This window comes from Nocardia sp. CA-129566, assembly GCF_050956075.1.
Taxonomy (GTDB): domain Bacteria; phylum Actinomycetota; class Actinomycetes; order Mycobacteriales; family Mycobacteriaceae; genus Nocardia.
Map to the genome: position 1 here is coordinate 7,052,385 of NZ_CP192085.1, position 26,598 is coordinate 7,078,982.

Sequence of the window (26,598 nt, forward strand, 5' to 3'; positions counted from 1 at the left end):
GTTCAGGTGAGCTTGACCCGCGCGGCGAAGAACCGCACGATCGCCGGAGCGAACTTGTTGAACTGGTACTGCAGCCGGGCCTCGGGGGTGACCGGAACGACGCTGCGGTCGCGTTCGACCGCGCGCACGATCTGCGCCGCCACCTTCTCCGGCCCGTAGCGCCGCGCCCGGTACAGCCTGTCGTACCGCTCCTGCTTGCGCTTCTCCTCCTCCGCGCTGACACCCGAAAATCTGGTGTTGGAAACGATATTGGTGTGCACGATGCCGGGGCAGATGGTGTGCACCGAGATGCCGCGCCCGGCCAGTTCCGCACGCAGGCAATCGGAGAACATGAACACCGCCGACTTGCTGGTGGAGTACGCGCTGAACCCCTGCTGCGGACTGTAGGCGGCCATGCTGGACAGGTTGACGATATTCCCGCCGAGACCGCGCTCGGCCATCGCCGCCCCGAAGGCACGGCAGCCGTTCACCACACCGCCGAGATTGATCCGCATGACCCGGTCGAACTCCGCCGCCGACGTATCGAAGAATCCACCGGCCTGCCCGATTCCGGCGTTATTGATCAGAATGTCGGGCACACCGTGCGTGGCGATTACCTCCGCCGCATGCGCGTTCATCTCGTCCGCATCGGCGACGTCGAGCCGATAGGCATGGGCCACACCGCTTTCCGCGCCGATCAGCTCCGCGGTCTCCTTGGCGGCGTCCAGATCGATATCCGACAGCACGATTTCCGCGCCGAGGCGCGCGAACGCCAACGCCGTTTGACGACCGATGCCGCTGCCGCCGCCGGTGATCACCACGAGCTGATCCTCGAATGGCCTTCGGCTGCGCCCGACTTCGGCGCGGCGCAGCGCACGCGGTGCCGCACCGCCGTTGACCGCATCGATGAGTTCGGTGGTCGCGGTGGCGAGCAGTTCCGGATGGGAGAAGGGCATCCAGTGCCCGGCGGGTACATCGCGCCGCCACAGCCGTGAAACCCATTTGTGCTGATCGTCATAGCCCGCGGGCCGCACCGCGACATCGCGCCCGGCGACGATCAACTGCACGGGCACCTCGGTGCGGCGCTCGCGCGGAGCGAGCAGCCGCGGCAGGATATTGGCCCGGTAGATGAGCAGACCCTCGACCGCGTCGCGGCGGAAGGTCGGGCCGAGAACGATATTCGACGGTGCGGTGTCGTTCATGATCGACACGATGCGCTGCCAGCGCTTCTCGTGCGCCACCACCCGGAACACCTGATCGAGTCCGGGCGTCATGGAGAAGACCGTGTATCCCGACGACAGCGCCTGGGTGAGCGGCTGCCACAGATTGCGCGGGGTCGGCCGGGACAGCCTGGCGCGCACCCACTTCGCGAGGTGGTCGAGGTTCGGCCCGGAGACCGAGGTGAACGAGGCGACTCGCGCGGCGGCCCGCGGTTCGCATACCGCCTCCCACACCTGCACCGAACCCCAGTCGTGCGCGAGCACGTGCACCGGCCGGTCCGGACTGACCGCATCGGCGACGGCGAAGAAGTCGCTGGCCAACTCGTCCAGGCGGAAGTCCTCGGCGCGCCTGGTGCGGGTGGAATCCCCGTGGCCTCGAGTGTCGTAGCTGACGACATGGAAGCGTCCGGCCAGCAGCGGCACCACCGCATCCCAGAGGTGATGGGTGTCGGGCCAACCATGCACCAGCACGATGGTTTCCGCGCTCGGATCACCGTATTCGAAGACGGCGATATCGAATTCGCCGCTGCGCACCGTTCGCCGCGTCTCGGCCGAAGCCAGATCGGTCGTCGTCATTGACGTATCTCCTCGAAGTTTCCTGCCACCGGCGCGGTGCCCGTGGTTCGCTTGCTCCGGCCACTTACAGATCGAGCACCAAGCGCCCACCCCGCGCCCGCGATACACAGACCAGCATCTCCCCCGCCTCGTGCTCGGCCGCGGTGAGCACCGTCTCGCGATGCTCGGGTTCGCCGGACAGCACCCGCACCTTGCAGGTCCGGCAGAAGCCCTGGCGGCAGGAGTACGGCCGATCCGGGCGACTCTCCAGAATGGTCTCCAGCGCCGACTTGTCCGCGGGCACCTCGACAACCGCACCGGTGGCGGCGAACTCGATCTCGAACGGGACACCGTCCACGATCGGTGGTGGCGAGAAACGCTCGGAATGCAGTTCCACACCGGGCATTTCGCGCACCGCGGCGGCTACCGCGGCGTTCATCGGCACCGGTCCGCAGCAGTACACCGCGGTATCGCTGGTGACACCGGCGAGCAAGGCAGCGGCATCGGGCAATCCGTATTCATCGTCGGTGCGCACCGTGACCCGATCCCCGAATCCCGCGATCTCGTCGAGAAACGGAATCGTGTCGCGGCTGCGCCCCGTGTACACCATCGACCACTCGATACCGAGCCGCAGCGCCAGCCGGGCCATCGGCAGAATCGGTGTGATCCCGATGCCGCCCGCAATGAAATGCAAACGGGTGGCGGGTGATCCGTGACCGGGCACCGCGAACGGAAAGGCATTGCGCGGACCGCGCACCACGATCCGCGAGCCGACGGGCAGCTCGTCGTGCACCTCGACCGAACCACCGCCACCGTCCGGAATGCGACGCACCGCAATGCGATAGGCACGGGTATCGGCCGGATCGCCGCACAGCGAGTACTGCCGCAACCGACCCGACGGCAGCTCCAGATCCAGATGCGCGCCCGGCCGCCACGGCGGAAGTTCCTGCGCGTCAGGAGATTCCAGCCGCAGACTCACCACATCCTGATCGTGCGCCTCGATGCGGCGCCCGGTCACCACCAGCGGCAGCCGGTGATCATCGGCCCGCGGCGACAGGTCACGGCGGTTGATGATGGTGCTCCAGCGCAGCCGCGCCGAGGCGACCGCATCGAGCACCCGGACCGCCCGATCCTGATCGCGCCTACCGAACAGGTCGACGGGTATTCGCTCCGGCATCGGCCGCCAGTTCAAGACGCGACCGCCTGCGCCGCAGGGGATTTGGCCAGGTACGCCACCGCCTGCGCCGTCGATCCGACCGATTCCGGGTTGTAGCCGGGTTTGAAAGTCGTCAGCGCGCTCCACAGCAGTGAGGGCACGCCGGGCAGCGCACCACGCCACATCGAACCGAAGACCCGAGTGAGCAACCGCGGATAGCCGAGGTCGGGCAGCGCGGGATCCTGATGCACCATGAATTTGGTGCCGCGAACCACCAGCGTGATGAAGATCGGGAAGACGATCATCATGATCGCCGCGCGCCGCACATAGCCCACGCCGAAGTAGACGGCCACATCGTGCGCTACGTGCCGGTGCTCGACCTCCTCGGCGCCGTGCCAGCGGAACAGGTCCGCCACCCGGGGATCGGCGCCGAACTTCTCCAGGTCGGCATTGAGCACCCAGTCCCCGAGGTAGGCGAAGAAGTGTTCCAGACAGGCGATGAAGGCCAGCCGCTCCACCATCACCTGCCGCTGCGCCACCCCGTCGACATCCTTGGGCCCCAGCGATTTGCGGAACAGGTATTCCGCCTGCCGCACATAGGGTTCCGGATCGATACCGTTGGCGGCGAGCACCTCGTACAGCACCTTGTCGTGCGTCTCGGCATGCATGGACTCCTGGCCGATGAAGCCGAGCATGGCCGCACGCAGCTTCTCGTCCTTCACATACGGCAGCGCCTCGGAATATGCCGCGCAGAACATGCGCTCGCCCTCGGGCAGCAACAGGTTCAGCGCGTTGATCAGATGTGACGCAATGGGTTCCGCGGACATCCAGTGCAAAGGAGTATCCGCCCAGGCGAATCGCACATTGCGCGCATTGAGGGCAACCTCGCCAGGATCGACGTCCGCCCGCTGCTGCGCCCTACGAAGTAGCTTCATCGATACTCCTCGATCTCACCGGCCACGCCACAGCCCACAACGAGCCACGACCGCGACGTTGCCTACCTTCCTGCATGGCCGTAGCAATGATCATACACATATATGAAACCTTTAGTAACACACATGTACGCAGCGGCCGTCGCAGCCCGGTTTCCAACGCCATAGCCGCACCATAGCAACCAACTTGAACACCGTTCAAGCCGTGCAGGCACCCCGCCCCTCCCGACCAGATGCGGACCTACCCAAGGGCACCCTCCCCTCAACAGCCAGTCGCAGTCAGCAACCAAGGCAGCTCCTTCATCCCCAAAAGACCCTCGATCGAACCGCCGCCGATCACCCCCGAAACATCACCGCCCACTTCCCCACCAACCCGACCCGCCACCCCAACAAACCGCCCGACACAATCCCCCACCACCAACAAACCACCCCAGCGCGCACACCCACACCGACAATCAGGCGAGAATGCGCTGGCACAGTTGCACTCTCGACATTTACCCGCATGAGCGCATGGTGATCACACGTCCACGGGGAGCATGCGCGCCCTCGGGTGTCGCGCGGCGGACGGCAGTGCTGATGGATCACGATGGTGTATGGATCGCGAGATGCGCAGGGTCTATATGTGTCGGCGCCCACATCGCACGGATCCGCACTGACACCGTGATGACACCTCGAATTGGTTCAACGACGCTAGCTCACTTGACAATAGAGGACTTCACTGTGACCGATATCCCTTCGTTTGCCAGGTGCGCTAGAACACGTTCTAGTAGTCTTTTGCTATGGAGCGACTAACGGGATTGGATGCCAGCTTCCTGTACCTCGAGACCGGGACCCAGCACTTGCACGTGTGCGCGCTGCTGATCCTGGATCCCACTGCAGGGGGCACGCAGTACACCTTCGAAACATTCAAAGCAGAACTCGGCCGCCGACTGCCGCTGATACCGCAGATGCGGCGGCGGATCCACGAGGTGCCGTTCAACCTCGATCATCCGGTCTGGGTGGAAGACCCGGACTTCGACCTCGACCACCACATTCGACTGATCGAGACCGCACGCCCGTTCGGACGCCACGAACTTGCGGACCTGGTCGGCGAGATCGCGAGTGTGCCGATGGATCGCAGTCGCCCGCTGTGGCAGATGCATGTGGTGGACCGACTCGAAGACGGCAAGATCGCGGTCATCTGCAAGTACCACCACGCCGCCGTCGACGGCATCACCGGCACCAACATGATGATGCACCTGTGCGATCTGGAGCCCGGCCTGAGCAAGCCCGAACCGGCCGCGCAATGGCGGCCCGAACCCCAGCCGAGCGATGTGAAGCTGGCGGCCGAGGCGGTCGTGAATCTGCCGAATAAGCTCGGTCTGGTCGGTATGGTGCCGAAAACCCTCGGTCTGGTCGCCAGTTTCGCGCAGCGGCGCCGAAACAACCAGGCGGGCATGGCATTACCGCTGACCGCACCGCGCACCCCCTTCAACGGCGCGATCAGCCCGGATCGCGCGGTGGCCTTCACCGAGACCGACCTCGGCGCGATCAAGGAGATCAAGACCACCTTCGATGTGAAGGTCAACGACGTGGTGTTGACCATCGTCGCGGGCGTACTGCGCTCCTATTTGGAGAAGCACGATGAGCTGCCCGACAAATCCCTGATCGCCTCGGTACCGGTTTCGGTGCACGACACCTCACGGCACACCGCGGGCATCAATAAGGTCTCCTCGCTGTTCTCGCACCTCGGCACCGATATCGCCGATCCGGTGCAGCGGCTGCGACACGTGGCCGAGGCCAATCGCGACGCCAAGGAAGAACACGCCCTGGTCGGCGCGGACTTCCTGATGGACTGGTCGAAGTACGCCCCGCCGAACACCTTTCAGCTGGCAGCACGGGTCTATTCGTCGTTGAAACTGGCCGAGCGCCACCCGGTGGTGCACAACCTGGTGGTATCGAATGTTCCCGGCCCGCCGATGCCGCTGTACTTCCTCGGCCACCAGGTGGAGGCCATGTATCCGTTCGGGCCGGTTTTCCACGGCGCGGGACTGACGGTCACCGTCCTGTCCAATAACGGCGATCTGGACTTCGGCTTCATCGCCTGCCGGGAACTGGTGCCCGATCTGCAGACGATCGCCGATGCGGTCCCCGGCGTCGTCAATGAATTGCTGACCGCGGCACGCGATCTGGGTTAACCCACACCGCTGCCCTGTTCGCCATCGCCGCCGAACAGGGCCGCATTCGAAGTCTTCGCCCGTCTCGCGGCGACAGCGGCACAAGCCTCCAGCAGCACCGGCACGAAGCGGTCGGCCTCGAGCACGCAGGACGCGTGACCGGCCTTGACCAGATGAATGCTCGCCCCGGGAATCATGGTCGCCATCTCCAACTGCCGATAGACCGGAATCGCCCGGTCCCGCGTCGTGATCACGACCGCGGTCGGCATGGTCAGCGTGGCAAGCCAAGCGGTCGAATCGAATCGGCCGACCTCGGCAATGACCTGTGTCATCGCCCAGCCGCTGCTGCTGCGAAATTCATTGAGCGCCCAGCGATTCAGCTTTCCCGGTGACCAGGTGTGTTCCGGCATATCGGGTAGCTGACCGGCATGCTCCTCGGCGCGACGGTACGAATACGGGCCGATGGCTGCGGCCAATGCGCCGAATGTCAGGTGAAAGGCGCGCTCGCGCAGCTTTTCCTGGAATCGATACGGTGTCGCGCACAACACCAGACCGCTCACCCGATCCGGATGCCGGTGCGCGGCAAGCAAGGCGACGACACCGCCGAGGGAATATCCGGCCAGCATGGCCCGCTCGACGCCGAGCGCATCGGCAATGGCGACGACGTCGTCCGCGCAGTCGCGCACCGAGAACCGCGCCGAGCGGATGCCGCGGCCGTGCCAGCGCTGGTCGAAGACGATCACCCGGTAGCGCTCGGCCAGCGCGTCGAGCGCGGGGAACCAGGTGAGGTAGCCCGTGCAGGCGGTGGCGTGCAGCAGGATCAGGGTCGGCGCGCCTTCGGGTCCTGGCATATCGACGACATAGGTGCGGCCCCGGCCCGGCAAGTCGACGAGCCGTCCGCCGGGCACCTGCGCGATATCGGGCACTCCCGAACGCCGGGAGAACCGTCGCATCGCGACCGCCGCGTCCGGATTCGGATTCGTCATCGTCGGCCTCCTCGGCGCGGTCCGCAGCACTACTAGAACGCGTTCTATATCGATGATGCCACAGGACCTGGCAGAACTCAGGCCAGGGCGCGGTCGGCGATGCATGCGGGCTTATAGCCGCCCTCGCGCTCGATGGTCGCCCGGATGACGATCCGCAGGCCGCCGCGAACCTCGTCGACGCTCACGGTCTCGGCCCGGCCGCGGATGCGGGAACCAGCGGGCACCGGCGACGGGAAGCGAACCTTTAGGGTGCACACCATCCCCGATTCCACTGGCCGAACCGATGCAGAAACGGATCAGCCAATCCTCTGTAACGTGTTTCAGTAAGTTGACGGAATCGAGAGGAGGCCGCGATGGGGCGGTTGACCGGCAAGGTGGCATTGATCAGCGGCGGGGCGCGCGGTATGGGCGCAGCGCACGCGCGGGCACTGGCGGCCGAGGACGCACGGGTGGTGCTCGGCGACCTCCTCGACGACGAGGGCACCGCACTCGCCAAGGAAATCGGCGACAAAGCCGCCTACGTACACCTCGATGTGCGCGAAAAGCAGCAGTGGCAGGACGCGGTCGCCGAGGCGGTACAGCGGTTCGGTTCGCTCAACGTCCTGGTGAACAATGCGGGCATCGTCAATGGCAACCTGCTCGTCGACTTCGAATTGGCCGAGTGGCAGAAGATCGTCGATATCAATCTCACCGGCACCTTCCTCGGCATGCAGGCCGCGACACCCGCGATGATCGAGGCGGGCGGCGGTTCGGTCATCAATATCTCCTCGGTCGAGGGCATGCGCGGCAGTCCGGGCCTACACGGCTACACCGCCACCAAATTCGCCGTCCGCGGCCTGACCAAATCCACCGCACTCGAGTTGGCGCAGTATGGAATTCGCGTGAACTCGATCCATCCCGGCCTGATCCGCACCCCGATGACCGAGGGCATCCCGGAAGACTTCCTGCAGATCCCGCTCGGCCGCGCCGCCGACCCATCCGAGGTCTCCGCCCTGGTGACCTACCTGGCCAGCGACGAATCCTCCTATTCGACGGGCGCCGAATTCGTCATCGATGGCGGCCTCACCGTGGGCGTACCGCACAAGACCTTCTCCTGAGCGGTCCTGTGGGCGCGGCCGCCCACGGTCGCCGTCGCTCGGACGAACCTTCCAACCGTCTGCATTCACCGGCGCGTCCGCGCCTCGCCCCAATAGCACCCACTGTCACACCCGTCCCAATAGACGCCGAGGTCCGATACGGCCGAACCGAGATGTTACGGAAATCATATTTCATGATGCTCCAGGTAATATAATATGAGATTCATACGATATGGAACTCGAAGATTTGGAGAGCGTCATGATCCTTGTCACCGGAGCCACCGGAACCATAGGCCGTCCACTCGTCGAACTGCTCGCCGCACAAGGGGTGCGGGTTCGAGCGGTCACCCGATCCCCCGACAAGGCGGCGCTGCCCCCTGGTGTCGATGTGGTGGCGGGTGATCCGGCCCGACCTGACACACTCGCCGGCGCCCTCGACGGCGTCTCGGCGGCGTTCCTGCACCCGCGCGCGGTGGGCGACGCGGCAGCCGACTTCGCGGAACTGGCCAGCGAACATGGCGTGCGGCGACTCGTCGCGCTCTCGGCCATCAATATCGACGACCCGCTCAGTGCGCAGCCGTCCCGCTACCGCGGCGACCGGAACAAGGAGGCCGAGGAGGCGGTCATCGCAAGCGGTCTGGAGTGGGTCAGCTTGCGCGCCAGCAGCTTTGCGGTCAATGTCCTGCAGAGCGGATGGGATACCCAGATTCGAGCCGGTGACGTGGTGCGTGGACCGTACGCGGACTTCGCCGAGAGCCCGCTGCACGAACGCGACCTCGCCGCCGCCGCGGCGCATGCGTTCCTGACCGATGACCTGCTGGGCCAACGGCAGGAACTGACCGGCCCCCGATCACTTACCCACACGGATATGGTCCGCATCATCGGCGACGTCTTGGGCAGGCCGTTGCACTACGAGGAAGTCCCGGCCGCGGTGGTGCGGCAAGGCATGCTCGGGCGCGGCTTCCCCGAGGCCTTCGTCGACGCCTTGCTGACCCGCTACGCCAACGGCGTCGGCCAACCCGCTCCTGTCACCGACCAACTCGAGAAAATCCTCGGCCAGACAAGAACCTTCGCCGACTGGGCTGCCGATCACACGGCCGCCTTCCGGAACTGAGCGAATATGATCCCTCGCCTCGCCCACCTCACCGCCCTGATATTCAGCGGCATCTTCGCCGGATTCCTGATCGCGGTACTGGTCGTCGAACTATCCATGCGAGACGCCACCGCGACCGTCTACACCCAGGTCCGCCAGATCGAACTGGAAGGCCTCGATGTCCTGGCCACGGTCACCCTGTTGCCCGCGCTCATCGCCACTGCCCTGATCATCGCCACCCGCTTCCGCGAGCCGGGCCGCACCCGTTGGCTACCGATCATCGCCTTCGCCCTACTTGCCGCGGTACTGATCCTGACAATCATCGTCAACCTTCCCATCAACGCCGACCAACGCGACTGGATCCCCGCCACCCCGCCCGCCGACTGGGCGACCATCCGCGACCACTGGCAGCTCTCCCACGCCATCCGCACCGTCGCCGCCACCCTCGCCTTCATCCTGACGGCGGCGATGACATTCCAGAGATGGCCGGGGGGTTGCTGTGGGCGGGGTTCCGGGGTGAGACTGGGCAAGTGGCGGAGCCGAGCAATGTGACGACCGCGCGGGCCTCGATTGAGGTTGGGCGGGCGGCTCGGCGCCGGGTTTCTCGGTCGTCGCTGGGGGTATGGGAGGCCGCGGCGGATCGGGGGGATCCGATCGGGGTGCTCGAGCGTCAGGCGGCGAGTCGGGTGCCGGAGTTGGTGCCCATTCGGTACGGGCGGATGGCGGCGGGGCCGTTCGCGTTCTTGCGGGGTGCGCCCGCGATCATGGCGGCCGACCTGGCCGCCTGGCCCAATACCGGGTTGGACGTGCAGTTGTGCGGGGATGCGCATTTGTCGAATTTCGGGTTGTACGCTTCGCCGGAGCGGGTGTTGGTATTCGATCTGAACGATTTCGACGAGACATTGCCCGGGCCATTCGAATGGGATGTGAAGCGACTGGTCGCGAGTGTCGCGGTGGCCGCGCGGGCGAACGGGTTCAGTGCTTCCGATGCGCAGGCGGCGGTACTCGCGGCGGCTCGAAGATACCGGGTGACCATGCGTCGACTGGCCGAACTCGATGAGATGAGCGTGTGGTACGAGCGGGTCGAAGCCGAGGCGGCGGTGGCCTTGGTGCGAGCGCGCAAGCGGCGCAAGGGTGTTGAGAAAGCGATCAGCAAGGCTCGGGCCAGTACCAGTTTGCAGGCGCTCGACAAGCTCACCGAGCCGGGGCCGGATGGCACGCCGCGCATTCGGAGTCAGCCGCCGCTATTGGTGCCGATCGAAAAGCCGGACGCGGCGGTCATCGACCAACTCTTCACCGACTATCGCGAAACGCTCAGCGAGGACCGGCGGGTACTGCTGGAACGGCATCGGATACTCGATATCGCGCGCAAGGTCGTCGGTGTCGGCAGCGTCGGGACGCGGTGCTTCATTGTGCTGCTCGCGGGGCAGCACTATGGAAGTCCGCTGTTCATCCAGGTGAAGGAGGCCGAGGAGTCGGTGCTCGCGCCGCATTTGAAGCCGAGCGAGTTCCATCATCACGGACATCGGGTTGTCAACGGGCAGAGGCTGATTCAGGCGGCGAGCGATATATTTCTCGGCTGGGCCAGTGGGTCGGATCAGCGCAGCTATTACCTGCGCCAGCTGCGGGATATGAAGGGCTCGGCGGTCGTCGAGAACATGAGCCGCGCCGTACTCCGCGGTTACGCCACGCTGTGCGGGCATACCTTGGCTCGGGCGCACGCACGGTCCGGTGGCCGCGTCGCGATCGCCGCATATCTCGGTGCCAGCGACGCCTTCGAACGCGCGATGGGCGAATTCGCCATCGCATATGCGGATCAGACGATTGCCGACCATGACGCGCTGCTCGCGGCGATCGCGTCGGGGCGGATCGAGGCCGCCGAGGGCTGAGGAGAACGGCATCTCCCAAGGGCTTCAGGCTTGCCGACGGTTCGCCTCGAGCCACTGCGCGACGCCATCAGGGGTCACGTCTTCGCCGAGGACGTTATCGATGACGGCCCGCCCGACGCAGACCGAGCGCAGTACGCGATCGGTGAACGCATCCAGATCGCCCCACGGCAGATACGGTTTCGCGATCAGCAGCGAGGCGATTCCGTGCGCGCTCGACCACAGTTCCAGTGCCACCGGCACCGGATCGCCGGGGGTCATCACGCCGAGGTTCATGCATTCGGTGACGGTCGCCGCGAAATGCCCGAAAGCACTACTGGTCAACACCTGATCGACCGCGCCAGCGCTCTCGCCGGGCGCCGTCGCCAGCCGGTAGTGCTCGGGATGCTCTCTGGCGAAGCGCACATAGGCCAGTCCCTGCTGGCGCAGCCGCTCCATCGGCGACTCGTTCGGATCGCTTGCCGCCGACAGCACCGCGTCCAGATCCTCGAATACCTGTGCCACCACCGCATCGATCAACTGATCCTTATCCGCGAAATGGCGGTAGATCGATGGCGGGGTGACACCGACGATCTTTGCGATGGCGCGGATGGAGACCGCGTCCACCTGACCGGTGTGAGCCAGCAAATCCTTTGTGGCATCTATGATTTCGGTGCGCAGCCCCTCACCCGTGCCGCGCGCGGAGCGTTGCCGACGGGTGAAATTCACGTGCGTCCGGCCAGTTCGTGTTCGTCGGATTCGGGTGCGCTGGGCGCGGATTCGTCCTCGCGCAACCCGATCTTGGCGTGCAACTCGGCAAGTGGCGCGGGCGCCCACCAGTTCGCGGTGCCCAGCATTCGCATGAGTGCGGGCGCCAGGAGGCCGCGTATCAGCGTGGCGTCCGCGAGCACCGTCAAGGTCAGTCCGAGGCCCATCATCTGGATGAACGATACCTTCGAGGTGACCATGGCGGCCATCACAATGGCCATCAACAGTGCGGCGGCGGTGAAGATCTTGCCGGTGCGCGCGACACCGAGCGCGACAGCGTGGTTGCTGTCCGCCGCCGTACGCCCGGAGGCCAACCACTCCTCGCGGATGCGCGAGAGCAGGAACACCTCGTAGTCCATCGACATGCCGAAGGCGAGGCAGAACATCAGGATCGGCATGGTCGGGACCAGATATCCCGTCGCGTCGCTGCCCAGCAGACCGGACAGATGCCCCTCCTGGAAGATCCATACCATGGCACCGAACGCCGCGGTCAGCGAAAGCGTGTTGAGGACAAGGGCTTTCAGCGGCAGCAGCACACTCCCGGTGAACAAGAACAGCACGACAAAGGTGGCCAGCACGATGAGCGCACCGGCCAGCGGCAATCGCGCGCCCAGTGCGTCGAGGGCATCACCATTGACCGCGGCGGCCCCGCCGAAGAGGGCGGGCCCCGGACTCGGCACATCGCGCAGTTGGGCCAATTGCGTCTCACCCGCGGCGGTGAAGGGATCGACTGTGGTCGCGACGGTGAGGAATGCGCCGGTGTCGTTGGTCATCTGCGCAGGTCCGGCGGATACCTTGGACCCGCCCGAATACACGCCGGCACCGGAGAGCACTCCGGTCACGCCGTGCACCTTCGACAGCGCAGCGGCGTAATCACCGATGGCGGTGGAGTTTCCGCGGAAACCGTCGAGCACCACGGTGACATTGGTGGCGGCATTGGATCGGAAGTCGCCGCGCAGTGCGTCGCCGACCGTGCGACTGGTGGCGGACGCGCTGGCATTGAGCACCCGATCGTCCGGATAGCCGAATTTCACGCCGAGGAATGGGGATCCGACCGCGAGCAGCAGCACGATGATCGCAATGGCGACCGGTGCGGCATTGCGCATCACCCGCTGCACCGTGCGGTACCAGAAGGTCTGCTCGGGTGCGAGATCCGCGCGCGGCGTCCGACCGAGCAAGCGTCCCAATGGCTTTCGCAGGTCACCCGCGTTGACGCGGTGTCCGAGCAGCATCAGGACCGCGGGCAGGATCAGGATCGAGGCGGCAGCGGCCGCGGCGACGACCGCAACGCCCGCGTAGGCAAAGGATTTCAGGAAGTACAGATTGAACACGCCCAGCGCCGCCACCGACAGCGCGACGGTCAGCGCCGAGTAGAGGACGGTGCGTCCGGCGGTCTGCACCGCGCGTACCACGGCCGCCTCGACATCGAGGCCGTTGCCGAGTTCCTCACGGTAGCGGCTGACGATGAACAAGCTGTAGTCGATCGCGAGCGCGAGACCGAGTGCCGTGGTCATATTCAGCGCGAAGATCGAGACATCGGTGAACACCGTGAGGGTGCGCAAGATCGCCAACGTGGTGAGGATCGCGAAAATGCCGACGGCCAGCGGCAGGAAGGCCGCGACAACGCTGCCGAATACCAGGATCAGCACGATGAACGACAGCGGGATGGCCACCGCCTCGGCAACCGCGAGATCGTGGGTGATCTGCCCGTTCACGTCGTGGTAGATCGAGCTGAGCCCGCCTTGATCGATCCTGACGCCGTCATCGGTTCCGACCACTTGTTCGGCGATCTCACCGGCGACCTTCTGCGCCGCGGTCTCGCCTCCTGTGATGTAGCCGATCACCAGCGCGCTCTTGCCGTCCTCGCTGCGCAGTGCGGTGGACAGCGGCTGCGGGGTGCTCCAGTAGGACTGGATGCCGATCACGTCACCGCGCGAGCGCAGCGTATCGACGACCTTCGCGCCCGCGGCCTTGGCGGCCGGGCTGTCCGCGCCCGTATCGTCGCGGACGAGCAGGATGAGATTGGGTTCGGCGCCGCCGAAGTTATCGGCGATGAGTTCGGCGGCCCGCGACGATTCGGCATCGCTCGAGGTGAAGCCGCCGGTCTGCATATGCGAGGTCACCGATGCGCCGAATACACCGCAGAGCACGGCCAACAGTGCGGCGGCGAGCAGGATCGTGCGTGGATGCCGGGTGGCCAGATGGGCGATCCGTACGAGCATGAGCGACTCCCCTGTTCGACTGCGCTCGAGGTAACAGCGTTAGCGTAACGCCGTTATCTCAAGAGGTATAGGGGCCGACCTCCGCACGGATAGTGATCCCGATCACGAGAGTGGCCTATCCGAGGAAGGCGGCGATGGCGGTGGCGATGGCGTCCGCGTAGCGAGCCCGGCCGTCGGGAGATTCGATCAGCGCGGCATCGCCGGGGTCGCGCATATTTCCGCATTCGACCAGCGCGACCGGGCGTTCGGAGAGATTGAGTCCGGCCAGATCGGCGCGCGGGTTCATACCGTCCGACCCGACATAGGTGGACGGGGTGAAACCGGAACGAAGCATGGTGTCGCGCAACGTTGTCGCCAGTCGCTGGGACGGCTGTTCCTGTGCGGAATTCAGTGGTGGCGACGAATAGGCGACGTGGAAGCCGTGTGCGCCCGCGGCGGCGCCGTCGGCATGGATCGAGACGACAGCCGCCGCGCCACTGCGGTTTCCGATGGCAGCGCGTTCGTCGACACACGGGCCGACACTCGCATCGTCGTCTCGGGTCATGACGACGCGAATACCGCGGGCGGCCAATGCGTCCCGAACACGATTGGCGACATCCCAGGTGAATTCGTGTTCGGCGTATCCGTCGAGGGCCGAGGTGCCGGTGGTGTTGCACGCCTTGGTCTTTCCGCGACCATCGGGCACCTGCTGGTTGATCTCCCCGGAGTTTGCGGCGTTGCCACCGTTGTGTCCGGGGTCGATGACGACAACGCGGTCATCGGAAATGAAGCGCGCGGGGGTCGATATCGGTCCCGCCTGCGTAGGCGTCGCTCCCGAAGACGTCGTACGCGATGCCCCGCTCGGCGTGGGCGCGCTGTGTGCGCATCCGCCGAGCAGCAGGCCCCACGCGCAGATCGCGGCGGTCGTGTTCCAGCTTCGGAGTCGCATGACTTCGACACTGCCACAGGCTTGCGAACGCTTCATCAGCCCAGCGATCTCTAGCGCAACGCCAGCGCGCCGAGCGTATCGGCGTGTCGGTACTGCAGATACTTCTTGACCGTCTCCACATCGACTGCCCCGGTGGCCGTGGCCACGGTGACCACGACGAACTGCTTCGCATTCCCATCGCGCCATTTGCCCGTGACGAAATGATCGATATAGGTGCCCGAGCGCAGGTGCAGATCCGCGTCGCTGAACTTGCCGAGCGCGGCGGCGGCCTGTCCCTCATCCGACATGGCGATGAGGAACTCGGTGATCTTCAGTCCGCCGCCCTCGGCCCGATATACCAGTTCAGCGGCGTATTGACAGCCCAATCCGGTGAGCTTGCCGTCCACCTCGAAATCCCGGCAGCTGGCGTGATCGCGGCCCTCGACCCAATCGGCGTGCAATTCCACATTGTCGAATGTGAAGTTCCAGTCCTTCGCGAAGTCGTTGTAGGTGAGTTTGCCCGAGGACGGCTGACCGGAGCGTGGTGTCGTCGTGGTCGGTCGCTGGGTGGTCGAGCGCTGGGTGGTCGAGCGCGGCGCACTCGTCGCCGGGACGACGGTGACGGAGGCATCGGCTGCCTGTGGTCGGCCCCTATCGCGGCCGACGAAGACGATCAGGACGACGCTGACCACGGCGAGCACCGCGACCAGCCCGAGCGCCACCGTCACGAGCGCCCCGGTCCCAGACTTCGGAGGCCGCGGCGGTTGGCCCGGCGTCGGCGCGACGGGATACCCCAGCGGATAGCCGGTGTGATCCCAGCCCGTTTGCGTCGGATCGCCCACCGGCTGCCCCCACGCCGCCGGATCCTGCCGTGGCGGCTGCTCCCCATAGCCGTACGGATAACTCACTGCCTGCCCACCTCTCACGCCTGGGGCGGCCACCCCCACCCCGCACCGCCGAACCAGTCACGTACTGATCGCGATCCGGTCCCCCGGCGTTGCAGCGTTTCCGCAAGCTCAGCCCGGGACAGCGGGCCTAGCTGGTCAACAATAGGCCCAGCGCAAGGGCGAACATCACCGCCGCGATCACCGAATCCAGGACTCGCCACGCGCTCGGACGGGCGAACAGCGGGCCCAGCTTGCGGGCGCCGTAGCCCAGTGCGGTGAACCAGAGCACGCTGGCGAGCATCGCGCCCGCCCCGAGGAACCAGCGGTCGGGGCTGGCGTAGGTGTTGGCGAAGGAGCCGAGCAGCAGCACCGTATCCAGATAGACGTGCGGGTTGAGCCAGGTCAGTGCCAGGCAGGTGAGCACGGTCGCGCCGAGCGCGACGGTTGCGCCGGTGGCTTCGGTGCTCAGCGATGCGGCCGCGACGGCGCGCCGCGCCGCGAGCAGCCCGTAGCCCATCAGGAAGGCCGCACCGGCGTAGCGGATGACCGTCAGCGCCACCGGGGCCGACTGGACGACGACTCCCAACCCGCCGACTCCGGCGGCGATCAGCACCACGTCGGACACCGTGCAGACCGCGACCACCGCCAGCACATGCTGCCCACGCAGACCCTGCCGCAGGACGAAGGCGTTCTGTGCGCCGATCGCCACGATCAAGGAAAGTCCGAAGCCGAGTCCCGAGATGGCCGCCAGGGCCGCCGATGCTGCCGTCACATACATCGACGCTAGATCCGCACAGTTCACCAGACCAGCTAAAGATTCTGAAGTACCTTTACGATTTCTTAATGGACCTGCAGTTGGATCAGCTCCGCGCACTCAACGCGGCCGTCACCGAGGGCACCTTCGACGCGGCCGCGCGCAGCCTGCGCGTGACGCCATCGGCGGTCAGCCAGCGCATCAAGGCGCTGGAGGATGCGGCCGGTCGCATTCTGCTGCAGCGCACAAAACCGGTGCGCCCCACTGAATCCGGACTCGCGGTGCTGCGGCTGGCGCGGCAGATCGAACTGCTCGCCGGTGACACCGCACGCGAACTCGGGGACGCCGATCGACCCGCGGATCTGCCGATCCGGGTGCCGATCGCCGTCAATGCGGACTCACTGGAAACGTGGGTGATGCCCGCGCTACGACGCGCACCCGCCGGTGTGTGTTTCGAGATACATCGCGAGGACGAGGAGCACACGACTCGGCTGCTGCGCGATGGGACGGTGATGGCGGCGATTACCGCCACCGCGGCGGCGGTACAGGGCTGCCGGGTCGACAAGCTCGGTGCGATGCGGTATCGGCCCATGGCGAATCCGCGGTTCGCGCGGACCTGGTTCGCGGATGGGCCGACCGCCCGGGCGTATGCCGCCGCGCCGGTGGTGCTCTTCGATCGCAAGGACGATCTGCAGGACCGGCATCTGCGACGTCGGTGTAGGCAGCCGGTCGATCCGCCACGCCACTATGTGCCCTCATCGGCCGGGTTCGCCGAGGCGATCCGGATCGGGCTCGGGTGGGGGATGTTGCCGGATCTGCAGACTCGCGGTGGTCGGGCCGGGCGCGACCTGGCGCCTATCGATGGGGATTCCTATATTGATGTTCCGCTGTACTGGCAACAGTGGAAGGTCGATTCTCCCGCGCTCAGTGCGGTCGCGGCGGCGATCGCGGCGGCCGCGGCCGATGCGCTGCGCTGAATCGTCTGGTTCAGACGCTCCACGCTGGCGTTTTGGGGAATGTCACCGGAAGTGCCGTCAGCGCCCGGTGAAACGGGCCGGGCCGCCAGGTGAGCTCGGCCGCCGGAGTAGCCAGTCGCAATTCCGGTATTGCGTCGAGTAATTGATCGATGGCGTCCTGAGCTATCAAGTAAGCCATGGACTTTGCGGTGCAGGCGTGCGGGCCCACGCTCCACGCCAGATGCGAGCGGTTCCCGGTGTGCTCCCCACCGATTACGGGGTCGTTATTGCAGGCGGCCATGCTGATGAGGACGGGCTGGTGTGCGGGCAGCCATATTTCGTCGATCAGGATGGGCTGGCGCGGATAGGTGATGCAGTAGTTCGCCAGCGGCGGATCGGTGAACAACACCTCGTCCAGGGCGTCACGGGTGGACAAGCTGCCGCCGAGCATATTGTCGGCGACGCGGTCGTCGGTGAGCATCAGCAGCAGCGTATTGGCGATCAGATTCTGTGCCGGTTCGATGCCAGCGCCGTAGAGCAGCATCACATGTTCGAGTACCTCCTGATCGTCGAGGCCGACCGGATGCCGCAGCAGTCGCGTGGTGATGTCGTCACCGGGCTCGTCCTTCTTCAGTGCGATCAGCTCGGTCAGCGCCTCGTGTACGAGTTCGTTTCCCTTGGCGGCATTGACCGTATCCAGCATCGCCGCCAAACCGAGCGCGGTGCGCCCGCCGATTTCGGGCGGACAGCCGAGGACGGCATTGATCGCGGTGAAGGCGAGCGGAAGTGCGTACTGGGCGATCAGATCCGCCGACCCGGTCCGGCAGAAGGCATTGATCAGCGGGACGGCGATCTGCGCCACCGTGGTGTGCAGCGCGTGCAGATCGACCCCCTCGATGGCCGCGTTCACCGCTTCCCGGTATCGGGCGTGCACCGCGCCATTGCTGTGCAAAAGAGTTGGGCGCCAGTCCATCATGGGCAAGACGGGACAATCCGGCGGAACATCGCGCTGCCAGGTGCGCGGATCCCGCGGAAAGCGCTCGGGATCATGCAGGATGCGCACCGCGACGCGATAGCCGACCACCAGGGTCGCGGGGATGTCGGGAGCCAGCTCCACCGGCACCAGCGAACCGTAGTTCCGGCGCATCTCCCGATAGGCGCGGTGCGGATCGGCGGCGAACTCCGGGGTGTAGAGCGGAGCGCGTTCGCCGTGGGTATTGATCGGAGAGCCGTGCGGAACGGGACAGGAGGGAGACTGCGGGGTGGTCACGAAACTAACTCCAAACGGTGGAACAGATTCGACGCGCATGCCGTCTACGTCGAATACCGCGGAGGTAGAGCCGAATTCACCGCCCCACCCCTGCGGCGTATGGATGTCGAATCAGCTCGGCGTCACTCCCCGGTACGGCACATAGCCGCCGCTGGGGTCGATATATCGGGCGTCCTCGACCGAGTGCAGCAGACCCGCCATCCCCTGCAGGAGCTGCTCTAGCATGGCGATGGCCGCGTTCTCCTCATCGGAGGCAGGCCACGTCGAATCGGTACTCATGGAAATACCTTTCACACTTCAGGACAGCGTGGGTGTACGGCGGTGGTGATCGGTGCGCCGCTGATAGGCATCGCCCGCGCGCAGCACCGTCGCCTCGTCGAAGTGCTTGCCGCTGATCGAGATCGACAAGGGCACGCCGTCGGCGGTGGGTCCGATCGGCACCGCGATGGTGGGATTGCCGAGCGAATTCCAGTACGGCGTATGCAATCCCGCGAGCACACTCACCGGGTTCAGCTGCTCCATCGCGTCGATGCGCGGGGCGCCGAGGTGCCCGGTCGGGGTGACCACCAGATCCACCTTCGTGAACAGCTCCGCCATCCGCCGCTGCGCGACATGCCGAACCCGTTGGGCCTGAACGTAATCCGCGCCGCCGACGGAACTGCCCGCGGCGAAGACCACGCGACTGCCGCGCGCGTAGTCCTGGTAGCGGGAGCGCAGGGTCGGCCGGTGGTAGGCGGCCGATTCGGCGGCCAGCACGACCAGGGCGGTCGCCGTCGTTTCCACGTACATGGGTATTTCGATCGGCACGATGGTGGCGCCCGCTTCGCGCAGGGCATCGATGGCCGCCGAGAACCGTTGCGGCTGTTGCGGATCCCGTCCGTCGCCGACGAAGCGATCGAGGTCGTCCACGCCGATGGTGATGCCGTGCAGGTCACCGGTGAGCGCGGCCGTGTAGTCGGCGACGGGTTCGTTCGAACTGTAGGGATCGTCGGCATCGTGGCCGGCCATTACCTCCAGCAGCAAGGCGCAGTCGGCGGCCGTGCGCGCCAACGGCCCCGCGTGGTCGAGGGTGTAGGCCAGCGGCACCACACCGGATTTCGGCACCCGCCCGAATGTCGGCTTGAATCCGGTGATTCCGCAGAAGGCCGCGGGAATTCGGAGGCTGCCGCTGGTATCGGTGCCGACCGCACCCAGGAATGCCCCGGTCAAGAGGCCACTGGCAGATCCGGAACTGGACCCGCCCGCCCAGCGCTGCACGTCCCACGGATTCCGCGGTATCGGAAATGGCTTCTCCGGATCCGGGACTCCGATCGCGAACTCCATGGTGGTGGTCTTCCCGACCACGATCCCACCGGCCTGCTCGAGCCGCCGCACCACCGTGGCATCCCCCACCGACTTCCCCCACTCCGGATCCAAGACCAGGCTCTGCGCCGTGGTCGGCCCCGCCGAGTGCGCGTAGATATCCTTGACCCCCAATGGAATCCCGTCCAAGGGCGCCAGCGGCTCCCCCGCCGCGATCTTCCGGTCCACCTCGGCGGCGCGCGCCCGAGCCCGCTCCTGGAACCGAGCCAGGAACACCCCGAATTTCTCATCATGTGCATCCGCGGCGGCCAGCGCGCCCTCCACCAACTCCGCCGCACTCACCTCGCCCCGCCGCAGCCGGGCCGCCGCCTCCGCGATCGTTGTGAATGCCGTTGCCGTCGAATCAGTTTCAGTCATCACATCCCCATCCGTCGTCCACGCCGATCCTGCCACGTCGGCTGCGCCCGGCGGGCGAATTCGGAATACACACTCTTCACAGTTCCCGACACAACTGCCTGCCCCCCGATGCGCTCTCGAAGAGTGGACATTCACCGCGGGTACGTCCCGAATCACCCCTGCCGCAACACAACCCAGCCTCGGCCCACCCCGAACCGTAGCGCACCGCACCCGCCTGCGACCAGATTCAGGACAGGAAGGTCGCCGAGGTGACGACGACATCGGCATAGCTGAAGTACCAGCCGTTCCAAGTGTCGGCGACATCCACCTGGATCGCGTGGCCACTCGCCGGGCCGTCGATGATCAACCACAAGCCATTGCCGAAACCGGTCGCCGCACTGACGCTGCCATCCGACCATGCGAATGTGGCCGCACTGGTCGCACCGGGTGCGTTCCACGGAATCGTCACACTGAACTGTCCGGCCCCGATACCCGGAAGCAGCGAACTGACACACTCCCACAGGGTGGCCTCGCGCCGAATATTCTGTCCAGCGCTACCGGTGCCCGGCACCAACCGGCCGGTCATCGTGCCGCCTTGCCGACAACCCCCACTGCCCTCGCTGGGCGGGTAGGCATGTCCCTGGGGCGCGCCCAGCACCGGCAACGCACACAGAACCGCCGCCACCAGCACACTCGCGCGAATTGACACGGCACCACCTCCCTGCGACGGGGACAGCAAACCGACATAGCCGGGCACGCTCGACGTTGTCGAACTCGCGATGCCACGCACCGACTCGATCAGCAGTTTAACGCCGGGAGCGGTCTCCGATCTTTGATCAAGGCCGAGCACACTTCACACCCCCCGGACATACGCAACCAATGGTTGCGCATGTGGAGATTCTGGACTACCGTCATGCGCAACCAAACATTGCACATGGAGGAAGGTATGGAGTACGGAATCATCGAACGAGAGATCCACGTCGACGCCTCGCCCGAGGTGGTCTTCGAGGTCGTCAGCAGCCCCGAGCACATCTCGGAATGGTGGACCGACGATGCCTCGGTCGAGGCCAGGCCCGGCGCGGTCGGCAAGCTCATCTGGGGTGACAGGGCGCAGGTCGTCCCGATTACCGTCCTCGAGGCCGAGCCGCCTCGATTGTTCTCGTTCCGCTGGTGTTATCCCGGCGACGAGGTCGACGACTCCGCCGATACGCTGCTGGTCACCTTCGAGCTCGCCCCGTCGGGGACGGGCACCAGAATTCGGCTCACCGAGACCGGATTTCGCGAAATGGGCTGGGAGGCAGCGAAACTGGAGGACGTGTACCGCGACCACAGCAGCGGTTGGGACACCTTTGTGCCCCGACTAGGGGAGTACCTCGCGCGGCTGGTGCCGACCCGATGACCACCGTCGTCGACGACGACCTGTGGTCCGCGGTCGGAGATCCGCCCCGTCGACGACTCGATCCGCATCTAGCCGATGGCGGTGGCACGGCCATCGGCCTCAGCAGGCAACTGCCCGTGACACGACAAGCCATCGCGAAACATCTCGGCGTGCTCAACCAGGTCGGCTCAGTGCACGCCACGCCCGCCGGGCGAGAACGGAGGTACCGGGTGGACGAGGCGCAACTTGCCCGCACGGTCGCGCAATTGTCCTCGGTGAGGGCGGCGTGGGACGCCAGACTCCGGCGGATCGAGCAGATCGCCGAGGCCATTCAGCGCAGCAAAGACACACAGCTGTGAATTCACGTGAACCAAGGAAAGAGGTATCGAAATGGTGGACATCCTGCACAAGGTCGGAATCAAATCGCCGGTGGCCGAGGTCTATTCGGCCTTGACCACCCCCGAGGGACTTTCCGCCTGGTGGACGACCGACACCCAAGGTAAGGGCAACGATATCGGCGGCGTGCTCCAATTCCGGTTCGCCGCCGGTGGATTCGATATGAAGGTCCTCGAGCTCGAGCAGGGCAAGCGCGTGCTGTGGGAGGCAGTCGACGGACCGCAGGAGTGGATCGGCACACACGTTCGCTGGGATCTCGAGCAAGTCGACGACTACACCGTCATTCTCTTCAAGCACGAAGGCTGGAAAGAGCCGGTGGAATTCATGCACCACTGCAGCACCAAGTGGGCGGTCTTCCTGATGAGCCTGAAGTCACTGGTCGAAACCGGGAAGGGCGCTCCGGATCCGCACGACGTCAAGATCGACAACTGGAACTGACATTCCGCCCCTGCCGCAGGGAATTCCGTCGCGGCAGGGGCGGCAGCGGACAACCGGTCATCTCGGATATCGGTTGCCCGACCGGACCTCTCACGCTGGTCACGAAACTTCCGAGCCGAGAGTAGTTGCGCGCGTTTGCAAGTCACGCAATATCGAGTGCGCGATCTCGGTGTAGGGCTCCCGATTGGCAGGCTCTGTCCAGCGCGCGAAGGCGGTGGCGAGCGCGAGCACGCCCATCTCGGCGGCCAGGCGCGCGGTCGTATCGTCGACTCCGCGTGCGCGCAGGGCGTCGGCCATGGCCGAACCCAGGCCGGCCCGCTTGAGCAACTCGCGTTCCCGCAACTCACTATTGGCCGCGATCACCGCCTGCCGCTGCCGGGCGAGATCGTGGCGGTCCGCGGTGAACGTGTGGGCGACGGACTCCAATGCCGCGGCGAGACACCCGACGGTCGTCACCTCGGGCGCGGCGGTTCGGATCGCTTCGGCGAAGCGATCGGCCATCTGGTCCCGTCCGCCGAAGAGCACCTCACGCTTATCGGCGAAGTGACGGAAGAACGTGCTCTTGGTCAGACCGGCACGGTCCGCGATCTCGGCGACTGTGGTGGCGTCGTACCCGCGCTCGACGAACAGGTCCAGCGCGGCGCGTTCCAGGCGTTCCCGCGCATTCGGTTCCCATCTGCCCATGGCGCCATCCTAAGTGATGGCACCAAGTCGCATCACTTGCTAGGGTGATGGGACCGAGTCTCATCACTGACTCGGCCTGCCATCGCACCCAGGAGTCACCCATGCGTGTTTTCGTCACCGGCGCGTCCGGCCATATCGGCTCGGCCGTCGTCTCCGAACTCATTGCCGCCGGACACAAGGTCGTCGGCCTCGCGCGATCGGATACGGCCGCGGCGACCGTGGCCGCGCTCGGCGCGACCGCGCGCCGAGGCGACCTCGACGATCTCGACGGGCTCAAAGCTGCGGCCGCGGATTCCGACGGCGTCATCCACGTCGCGTTCAAACACGATCAGATGCTCTCCGGCCACGTCGCCGCCGCGGTCGCCACGGAACTCGCCACCGTGCAAGCACTCGCCGACGCACTCGCGGGAACCGGGAAACCGCTGGTCACGGCGTCGGGCACGGGCACGCTCGGTGAGCTGGGCCGTCCGTTGACGGAAGCGGACGCGGGTACGCCCAGCACGGCGGCGGACGCGGGCACGCCCCAAAGCCGTATCGACTCGGAGATCGCCGTGGTCGGCTTCGCGCAGCGGGACGTGCGGTCCTCGGTCGTACGGATCCCGCCCATCACGCACAGCACGCTGGACCGTGTCGGCCTCGCCAGGATGCTCATCGCCATCGCGAAGGAAAAGGGCTTCGCCGGATACCCCGGAGATGGAGCGAACCGGTGGCCCGCGGTGCACACGCTCGACGCCGCCCACCTGTTCTGCCTGGCGCTGGAGAAAGCACCGGCGGGCTCTCGATGGCACGCGGTCGCAGACAACGGCATACCGCTGCGCGATATCGCGCAGAGCATCGGCGACCATTTGGGCCTGCCCACCGAGAGCGTCCCGGCGGATCGGCTGCAGGCGTACTTCGGCGAATTCCTCACGATGGTGATCGCTCGCGACCTCCCGACGTCCAGCCTCACCACCCGCCGCGTCCTGGGCTGGGAACCGACCCACCCCGGCCTCCTCGCCGAGTTCGACGAGGGCAACTACTTCACCACGCACTCGGCGCAGATCTGACGAACCAGCCGCTCGCCGAAGTACCGATGGCCGTGGCGAAGTGGCTGGTGACGTCGCCGATCACCTCACGCGGCCAACGCTCGGCGCAGGGCTGCGGCCAGTTCGGCGTTCTGCCGCTGGGACACCTCCGCGGACAGAATCGCCTGCGACCCGTGAAAGGTGCCGGACCACTGGTGCAGCTCGACCGACACGCCCGCCTGCAGCAGGCGCAGCGCGTAGTCGATATCTTCGTCGCGATTCGGGCAGAACTCCGCGGTGGCGATGTAGGCGGGTGGCAGGCCGGACAGATCGGTGGCCCGTGCCGGGGCGGCGTACGGCGTGGCGGGTTGGGAGCCCAGGTAGTGCCCCCACATTTGGGTGACTTTGTCGCGAGTTACGAAGGGCGTATCGGTGAAGTTCCGCTGCGACCACGTCTGCTGCCGGTCGTCGAGGCCGGGCTGGTTGAGCAGTTGGAAGCGGATCGGCGGCCCCTGCTGGTCACGTGCGCGCAATGCCACCGCGGCCGCGAGGCCCGCGCCCGAGCTGTGGCCGCCGATCGCGATCCGCGCCGGGTCGATGCCGAGTTCGGCCGCGTGCTCAGCCGTCCAGTTCAGCACCGCGTAGATATCGTCATGCGCGGCGGGGAACGGGTTTTCGGGAGCCAGCCGGTAGTCCACCGCGATCACCGTCGCGCCGGAGCCGTTCGCGAGCAGCCCGGCCCTCGGATGTTCGGTGTCCAGATCACCCATGACGAATCCGCCGCCGTGCAGCCAGATAATGGCGCCGTGCGCCGCGTGCGGCCGATAGATCCGGATAGGAACATCGAAATCGGCTGGCACAGTGCGATTTTCGATCTCCATATGCATGGTGTCCGGCGCCGGGATCGCGGCGGCCAATTCGGCGAGATGCTTACGCGCGGTGGGCGGATCGGTCAGGTCGACCGGAGGAAACAGTGGGAGGAACGGTTCGAGTTCGGGATCCATGACAACTATCCTCGCGATCGGCTATCGCCGGATCATCCGCCAGCTGTCGGGCATTCCGGCCCCGCCACGCGACAATCGCCGCATATCCTCCTGGGATGGATGCCTTGGTCCGTCGGCTGTCGCAGTTGGATACCGAAGCCGAAGGCGCGCTTCGCGTTGTGATGTTCTACGACACGCTGATGCGCCGACGGGTGGATCTCCCCGCGCTCACCCGAGCCTCGGCGGGCATGGCCGAATGTGTGGCCGGAGTCCGGCTGCACGGCACGGGACAGGTGATCCGGTTCTCGCCCGACGGCCGTGCAGCATCGGCGCCGCCGCCTCCCGTGTTCACCACGACGCCGATCACACTGGACGAGGAGGAGATCGGCACGGTGTGGCTGGAGCGCACCGGCCCTTCCGGGTCGCTCGATGACGTGCTGCTGGACCGGCTCGCCATCGCCGTCGCGGCGGTCGTCGAGCGCTACGGCCCGGCCCGCACCACCATGGCCGACCCGGCCCTGGTCGAACTGGTGATCAGCGCCGACAGCGATGATGCGGCCAGGGCTCGAGCGCTGCGGCTCCTGGGTTTCACCGCCGATGTTGCGCTCCGCGTCATCGCCGTACGGTCGCGGCTTCCGCTCGACCGCATCGGTGGCCTGATCTGCCCGAACCGCCCGGTCAAGGCGGCCCCCGTTGCCGATGTGGGCGTCATCCTGGCCACCACCGTGGATCCGTCCCGGTTTCCGGCCGGTGTCCGCGCGGGCATCGGCGCCACCGCCGGTCCCGACCGTTGCTGGCAGCAAGCCCGCACCGCCCTGCGCTTCAGCACCGCACGCCAACCGATCGTCCACTACGACCATCTGGGCGCGCTGGCGCTGCTCGCACAGGTCCCCCGAGACGACGCGCGCGACAACGCCGACGTGGCCGCGATCGCCCGAATGGCCGACAGCCCGGACGATCTCGATACGTTGGACGCCTACTGCGCAACCGGCTCACTACGCCGGGCCGCTGAGGCGCTGCACCTGCACCACAGTAGCGTCGCCCGCCGCCTCGAACAGATCGGCAAGACCCTCGGCTTCGAACTCACCGACCCCACCGGACTGATACGGGCCAGGCTCGCCCTCACCGCATGGCGGCTGCTCGACGACTGAGCACTGCACACTGTCGGGTCGGCGGGCGTCCTCGGACACCATCGAGACCGCCACAGCCCACGCTCCGCGCCGACAGCTGTGCGG

The 26,598-nt window shown here is 66.2% G+C and carries 27 protein-coding genes; 11 read left to right on the top strand and 16 right to left on the bottom strand.

Translation table 11 applies throughout. From position 1 onward, the window contains the following. Positions 1-2: 2 nt before the first annotated feature. From ACQP0C_RS31115 to ACQP0C_RS31125, 3 genes are all read right to left on the bottom strand, one after another. A complete protein-coding gene (locus ACQP0C_RS31115; protein WP_433725708.1) occupies positions 3-1,775 on the bottom strand; it encodes an SDR family oxidoreductase in 1,773 nt (590 codons plus the stop codon). A gap of 64 nt (positions 1,776-1,839) precedes the next feature. After that, positions 1,840-2,931 (bottom strand): PDR/VanB family oxidoreductase, encoded by a 1,092-nt coding sequence (locus ACQP0C_RS31120; protein ID WP_433725710.1) that lies wholly within the window; start codon positions 2,929-2,931, stop codon positions 1,840-1,842. An 11-nt stretch (positions 2,932-2,942) separates the two neighbouring features. Continuing rightward, the gene (locus ACQP0C_RS31125; RefSeq protein WP_433725712.1) at positions 2,943-3,845 is read right to left on the bottom strand and encodes a metal-dependent hydrolase; all 903 of its coding nucleotides are present in this window, start codon (positions 3,843-3,845) and stop codon (positions 2,943-2,945) included. A gap of 776 nt (positions 3,846-4,621) precedes the next feature. On the opposite strand from ACQP0C_RS31125, the gene ACQP0C_RS31130 reads away from it, so the two are divergent. Continuing rightward, complete coding sequence (locus ACQP0C_RS31130; RefSeq protein ID WP_433725714.1) at positions 4,622-6,019, top strand: WS/DGAT/MGAT family O-acyltransferase; 1,398 nt, start codon at positions 4,622-4,624, stop codon at positions 6,017-6,019. Here ACQP0C_RS31130 and ACQP0C_RS31135 read toward each other — a convergent pair. Together ACQP0C_RS31135 and ACQP0C_RS31140 are read right to left on the bottom strand one after the other, a co-directional pair. After that, positions 6,016-6,984, bottom strand: a complete 969-nt coding sequence (locus tag ACQP0C_RS31135; protein ID WP_433725716.1) for an alpha/beta fold hydrolase — start codon at positions 6,982-6,984, stop codon at positions 6,016-6,018. The genes ACQP0C_RS31130 and ACQP0C_RS31135 overlap by 4 nt on opposite strands. Before the next feature lie 77 nt (positions 6,985-7,061). Next, on the bottom strand, positions 7,062-7,244 hold the full coding sequence (locus tag ACQP0C_RS31140) for a hypothetical protein (RefSeq protein WP_433725718.1): 183 nt from the start codon (positions 7,242-7,244) through the stop codon (positions 7,062-7,064). A 93-nt stretch (positions 7,245-7,337) separates the two neighbouring features. Between ACQP0C_RS31140 and ACQP0C_RS31145 the strand changes: the two genes are divergently transcribed. The 4 genes from ACQP0C_RS31145 (at position 7,338) to ACQP0C_RS31160 (ending at position 11,042) form a co-directional block, all read left to right on the top strand. Further along, the gene (locus tag ACQP0C_RS31145; RefSeq protein WP_433725720.1) at positions 7,338-8,081 is read left to right on the top strand and encodes a glucose 1-dehydrogenase; all 744 of its coding nucleotides are present in this window, start codon (positions 7,338-7,340) and stop codon (positions 8,079-8,081) included. A gap of 211 nt (positions 8,082-8,292) precedes the next feature. Beyond that, positions 8,293-9,174, top strand: coding sequence for an SDR family oxidoreductase (locus tag ACQP0C_RS31150; protein ID WP_433725722.1), 882 nt, complete (start codon positions 8,293-8,295; stop codon positions 9,172-9,174). 6 nt (positions 9,175-9,180) lie between these two features. Beyond that, a complete protein-coding gene (locus ACQP0C_RS31155) occupies positions 9,181-9,705 on the top strand; it encodes an anthrone oxygenase family protein (RefSeq protein ID WP_433725724.1) in 525 nt (174 codons plus the stop codon). Further along, complete coding sequence (locus tag ACQP0C_RS31160) at positions 9,636-11,042, top strand: DUF2252 domain-containing protein (protein WP_433725726.1); 1,407 nt, start codon at positions 9,636-9,638, stop codon at positions 11,040-11,042. Before ACQP0C_RS31155 ends, ACQP0C_RS31160 begins: the two co-directional genes overlap by 70 nt. Before the next feature lie 24 nt (positions 11,043-11,066). Here ACQP0C_RS31160 and ACQP0C_RS31165 read toward each other — a convergent pair whose 3' ends face one another. The 5 genes from ACQP0C_RS31165 to ACQP0C_RS31185 form a co-directional block, all read right to left on the bottom strand. Further along, positions 11,067-11,747, bottom strand: coding sequence for a TetR/AcrR family transcriptional regulator (locus ACQP0C_RS31165; protein WP_433725728.1), 681 nt, complete (start codon positions 11,745-11,747; stop codon positions 11,067-11,069). After that, a complete protein-coding gene (locus ACQP0C_RS31170; protein WP_433725730.1) occupies positions 11,744-14,008 on the bottom strand; it encodes an MMPL family transporter in 2,265 nt (754 codons plus the stop codon). Before ACQP0C_RS31170 ends, ACQP0C_RS31165 begins: the two co-directional genes overlap by 4 nt. 115 nt (positions 14,009-14,123) lie before the next feature. Continuing rightward, positions 14,124-14,885: an N-acetylmuramoyl-L-alanine amidase gene (locus ACQP0C_RS31175; RefSeq protein WP_433734713.1), complete on the bottom strand. Its 762-nt coding sequence runs from the start codon at positions 14,883-14,885 to the stop codon at positions 14,124-14,126. A 101-nt stretch (positions 14,886-14,986) separates the two neighbouring features. Continuing rightward, on the bottom strand, positions 14,987-15,823 hold the full coding sequence (locus ACQP0C_RS31180) for a hypothetical protein (protein WP_433725732.1): 837 nt from the start codon (positions 15,821-15,823) through the stop codon (positions 14,987-14,989). Positions 15,824-15,950: 127 nt separating this feature from the next. After that, complete coding sequence (locus tag ACQP0C_RS31185; RefSeq protein ID WP_433725734.1) at positions 15,951-16,580, bottom strand: LysE/ArgO family amino acid transporter; 630 nt, start codon at positions 16,578-16,580, stop codon at positions 15,951-15,953. A 65-nt stretch (positions 16,581-16,645) separates the two neighbouring features. On the opposite strand from ACQP0C_RS31185, the gene ACQP0C_RS31190 reads away from it, so the two are divergent. Continuing rightward, complete coding sequence (locus ACQP0C_RS31190) at positions 16,646-17,533, top strand: LysR family transcriptional regulator ArgP (RefSeq protein WP_433725736.1); 888 nt, start codon at positions 16,646-16,648, stop codon at positions 17,531-17,533. 10 nt (positions 17,534-17,543) lie between these two features. Here the strand turns inward: ACQP0C_RS31190 and ACQP0C_RS31195 are convergent, their stop codons facing one another. From ACQP0C_RS31195 to ACQP0C_RS31210, 4 genes are all read right to left on the bottom strand, one after another. Next, positions 17,544-18,782, bottom strand: a complete 1,239-nt coding sequence (locus tag ACQP0C_RS31195) for a cytochrome P450 (RefSeq protein ID WP_433725738.1) — start codon at positions 18,780-18,782, stop codon at positions 17,544-17,546. Between the two features lie 111 nt (positions 18,783-18,893). Then, positions 18,894-19,061 carry a hypothetical protein gene (locus ACQP0C_RS31200; protein WP_433725740.1) on the bottom strand — a complete coding sequence of 56 codons (168 nt, stop codon included), beginning with the start codon at positions 19,059-19,061 and terminating at the stop codon, positions 18,894-18,896. 18 nt (positions 19,062-19,079) lie between these two features. After that, a complete protein-coding gene (locus ACQP0C_RS31205; protein WP_433725742.1) occupies positions 19,080-20,501 on the bottom strand; it encodes an amidase in 1,422 nt (473 codons plus the stop codon). Positions 20,502-20,727: 226 nt separating this feature from the next. Next, positions 20,728-21,189 (bottom strand): hypothetical protein, encoded by a 462-nt coding sequence (locus ACQP0C_RS31210; protein ID WP_433725744.1) that lies wholly within the window; start codon positions 21,187-21,189, stop codon positions 20,728-20,730. 237 nt (positions 21,190-21,426) lie between these two features. Between ACQP0C_RS31210 and ACQP0C_RS31215 the strand changes: the two genes are divergently transcribed. The 3 genes from ACQP0C_RS31215 to ACQP0C_RS31225 are packed head-to-tail and all read left to right on the top strand — an operon-like array spanning position 21,427 to position 22,692. After that, positions 21,427-21,879: an SRPBCC family protein gene (locus ACQP0C_RS31215; protein WP_433725746.1), complete on the top strand. Its 453-nt coding sequence runs from the start codon at positions 21,427-21,429 to the stop codon at positions 21,877-21,879. Further along, positions 21,876-22,217 (top strand): ArsR/SmtB family transcription factor, encoded by a 342-nt coding sequence (locus ACQP0C_RS31220; RefSeq protein WP_433725748.1) that lies wholly within the window; start codon positions 21,876-21,878, stop codon positions 22,215-22,217. The genes ACQP0C_RS31215 and ACQP0C_RS31220 overlap by 4 nt, the downstream gene beginning before the upstream one ends. Before the next feature lie 31 nt (positions 22,218-22,248). After that, positions 22,249-22,692 carry an SRPBCC family protein gene (locus tag ACQP0C_RS31225; RefSeq protein WP_433725750.1) on the top strand — a complete coding sequence of 148 codons (444 nt, stop codon included), beginning with the start codon at positions 22,249-22,251 and terminating at the stop codon, positions 22,690-22,692. Between the two features lie 99 nt (positions 22,693-22,791). On the opposite strand, the gene ACQP0C_RS31230 is transcribed toward ACQP0C_RS31225, so the two are convergent. After that, on the bottom strand, positions 22,792-23,376 hold the full coding sequence (locus ACQP0C_RS31230; protein ID WP_433725752.1) for a TetR/AcrR family transcriptional regulator: 585 nt from the start codon (positions 23,374-23,376) through the stop codon (positions 22,792-22,794). Positions 23,377-23,477: 101 nt separating this feature from the next. Here ACQP0C_RS31230 and ACQP0C_RS31235 point away from each other — a divergent pair, with 101 nt between their 5' ends. Next, complete coding sequence (locus ACQP0C_RS31235; RefSeq protein WP_433725755.1) at positions 23,478-24,422, top strand: SDR family oxidoreductase; 945 nt, start codon at positions 23,478-23,480, stop codon at positions 24,420-24,422. 65 nt (positions 24,423-24,487) lie between these two features. Here the strand turns inward: ACQP0C_RS31235 and ACQP0C_RS31240 are convergent, their stop codons facing one another. Further along, positions 24,488-25,384, bottom strand: a complete 897-nt coding sequence (locus tag ACQP0C_RS31240; RefSeq protein WP_433725757.1) for an alpha/beta hydrolase — start codon at positions 25,382-25,384, stop codon at positions 24,488-24,490. A 95-nt stretch (positions 25,385-25,479) separates the two neighbouring features. Between ACQP0C_RS31240 and ACQP0C_RS31245 the strand changes: the two genes are divergently transcribed. Continuing rightward, positions 25,480-26,514, top strand: coding sequence for a PucR family transcriptional regulator (locus tag ACQP0C_RS31245; protein ID WP_433725759.1), 1,035 nt, complete (start codon positions 25,480-25,482; stop codon positions 26,512-26,514). The last annotated feature ends 84 nt before the right edge of the window (positions 26,515-26,598 follow it).

Coding starts and splice junctions, on each gene's coding strand:
- ACQP0C_RS31115 (WP_433725708.1), bottom strand. CDS start 1,775: ATGACGACGACCGATCTGGCTTCGGCCGAGACGCGGCGAACGGTGCGC.
- ACQP0C_RS31120 (WP_433725710.1), bottom strand. CDS start 2,931: ATGCCGGAGCGAATACCCGTCGACCTGTTCGGTAGGCGCGATCAGGAT.
- ACQP0C_RS31125 (WP_433725712.1), bottom strand. CDS start 3,845: ATGAAGCTACTTCGTAGGGCGCAGCAGCGGGCGGACGTCGATCCTGGC.
- ACQP0C_RS31130 (WP_433725714.1), top strand. CDS start 4,622: ATGGAGCGACTAACGGGATTGGATGCCAGCTTCCTGTACCTCGAGACC.
- ACQP0C_RS31135 (WP_433725716.1), bottom strand. CDS start 6,984: ATGACGAATCCGAATCCGGACGCGGCGGTCGCGATGCGACGGTTCTCC.
- ACQP0C_RS31140 (WP_433725718.1), bottom strand. CDS start 7,244: ATGGTGTGCACCCTAAAGGTTCGCTTCCCGTCGCCGGTGCCCGCTGGT.
- ACQP0C_RS31145 (WP_433725720.1), top strand. CDS start 7,338: ATGGGGCGGTTGACCGGCAAGGTGGCATTGATCAGCGGCGGGGCGCGC.
- ACQP0C_RS31150 (WP_433725722.1), top strand. CDS start 8,293: ATGGAACTCGAAGATTTGGAGAGCGTCATGATCCTTGTCACCGGAGCC.
- ACQP0C_RS31155 (WP_433725724.1), top strand. CDS start 9,181: ATGATCCCTCGCCTCGCCCACCTCACCGCCCTGATATTCAGCGGCATC.
- ACQP0C_RS31160 (WP_433725726.1), top strand. CDS start 9,636: ATGGCCGGGGGGTTGCTGTGGGCGGGGTTCCGGGGTGAGACTGGGCAA.
- ACQP0C_RS31170 (WP_433725730.1), bottom strand. CDS start 14,008: ATGCTCGTACGGATCGCCCATCTGGCCACCCGGCATCCACGCACGATC.
- ACQP0C_RS31185 (WP_433725734.1), bottom strand. CDS start 16,580: ATGTATGTGACGGCAGCATCGGCGGCCCTGGCGGCCATCTCGGGACTC.
- ACQP0C_RS31190 (WP_433725736.1), top strand. CDS start 16,646: ATGGACCTGCAGTTGGATCAGCTCCGCGCACTCAACGCGGCCGTCACC.
- ACQP0C_RS31200 (WP_433725740.1), bottom strand. CDS start 19,061: ATGAGTACCGATTCGACGTGGCCTGCCTCCGATGAGGAGAACGCGGCC.
- ACQP0C_RS31205 (WP_433725742.1), bottom strand. CDS start 20,501: ATGACTGAAACTGATTCGACGGCAACGGCATTCACAACGATCGCGGAG.
- ACQP0C_RS31215 (WP_433725746.1), top strand. CDS start 21,427: ATGGAGTACGGAATCATCGAACGAGAGATCCACGTCGACGCCTCGCCC.
- ACQP0C_RS31220 (WP_433725748.1), top strand. CDS start 21,876: ATGACCACCGTCGTCGACGACGACCTGTGGTCCGCGGTCGGAGATCCG.
- ACQP0C_RS31225 (WP_433725750.1), top strand. CDS start 22,249: ATGGTGGACATCCTGCACAAGGTCGGAATCAAATCGCCGGTGGCCGAG.
- ACQP0C_RS31230 (WP_433725752.1), bottom strand. CDS start 23,376: ATGGGCAGATGGGAACCGAATGCGCGGGAACGCCTGGAACGCGCCGCG.
- ACQP0C_RS31235 (WP_433725755.1), top strand. CDS start 23,478: ATGCGTGTTTTCGTCACCGGCGCGTCCGGCCATATCGGCTCGGCCGTC.
- ACQP0C_RS31240 (WP_433725757.1), bottom strand. CDS start 25,384: ATGGATCCCGAACTCGAACCGTTCCTCCCACTGTTTCCTCCGGTCGAC.
- ACQP0C_RS31245 (WP_433725759.1), top strand. CDS start 25,480: ATGGATGCCTTGGTCCGTCGGCTGTCGCAGTTGGATACCGAAGCCGAA.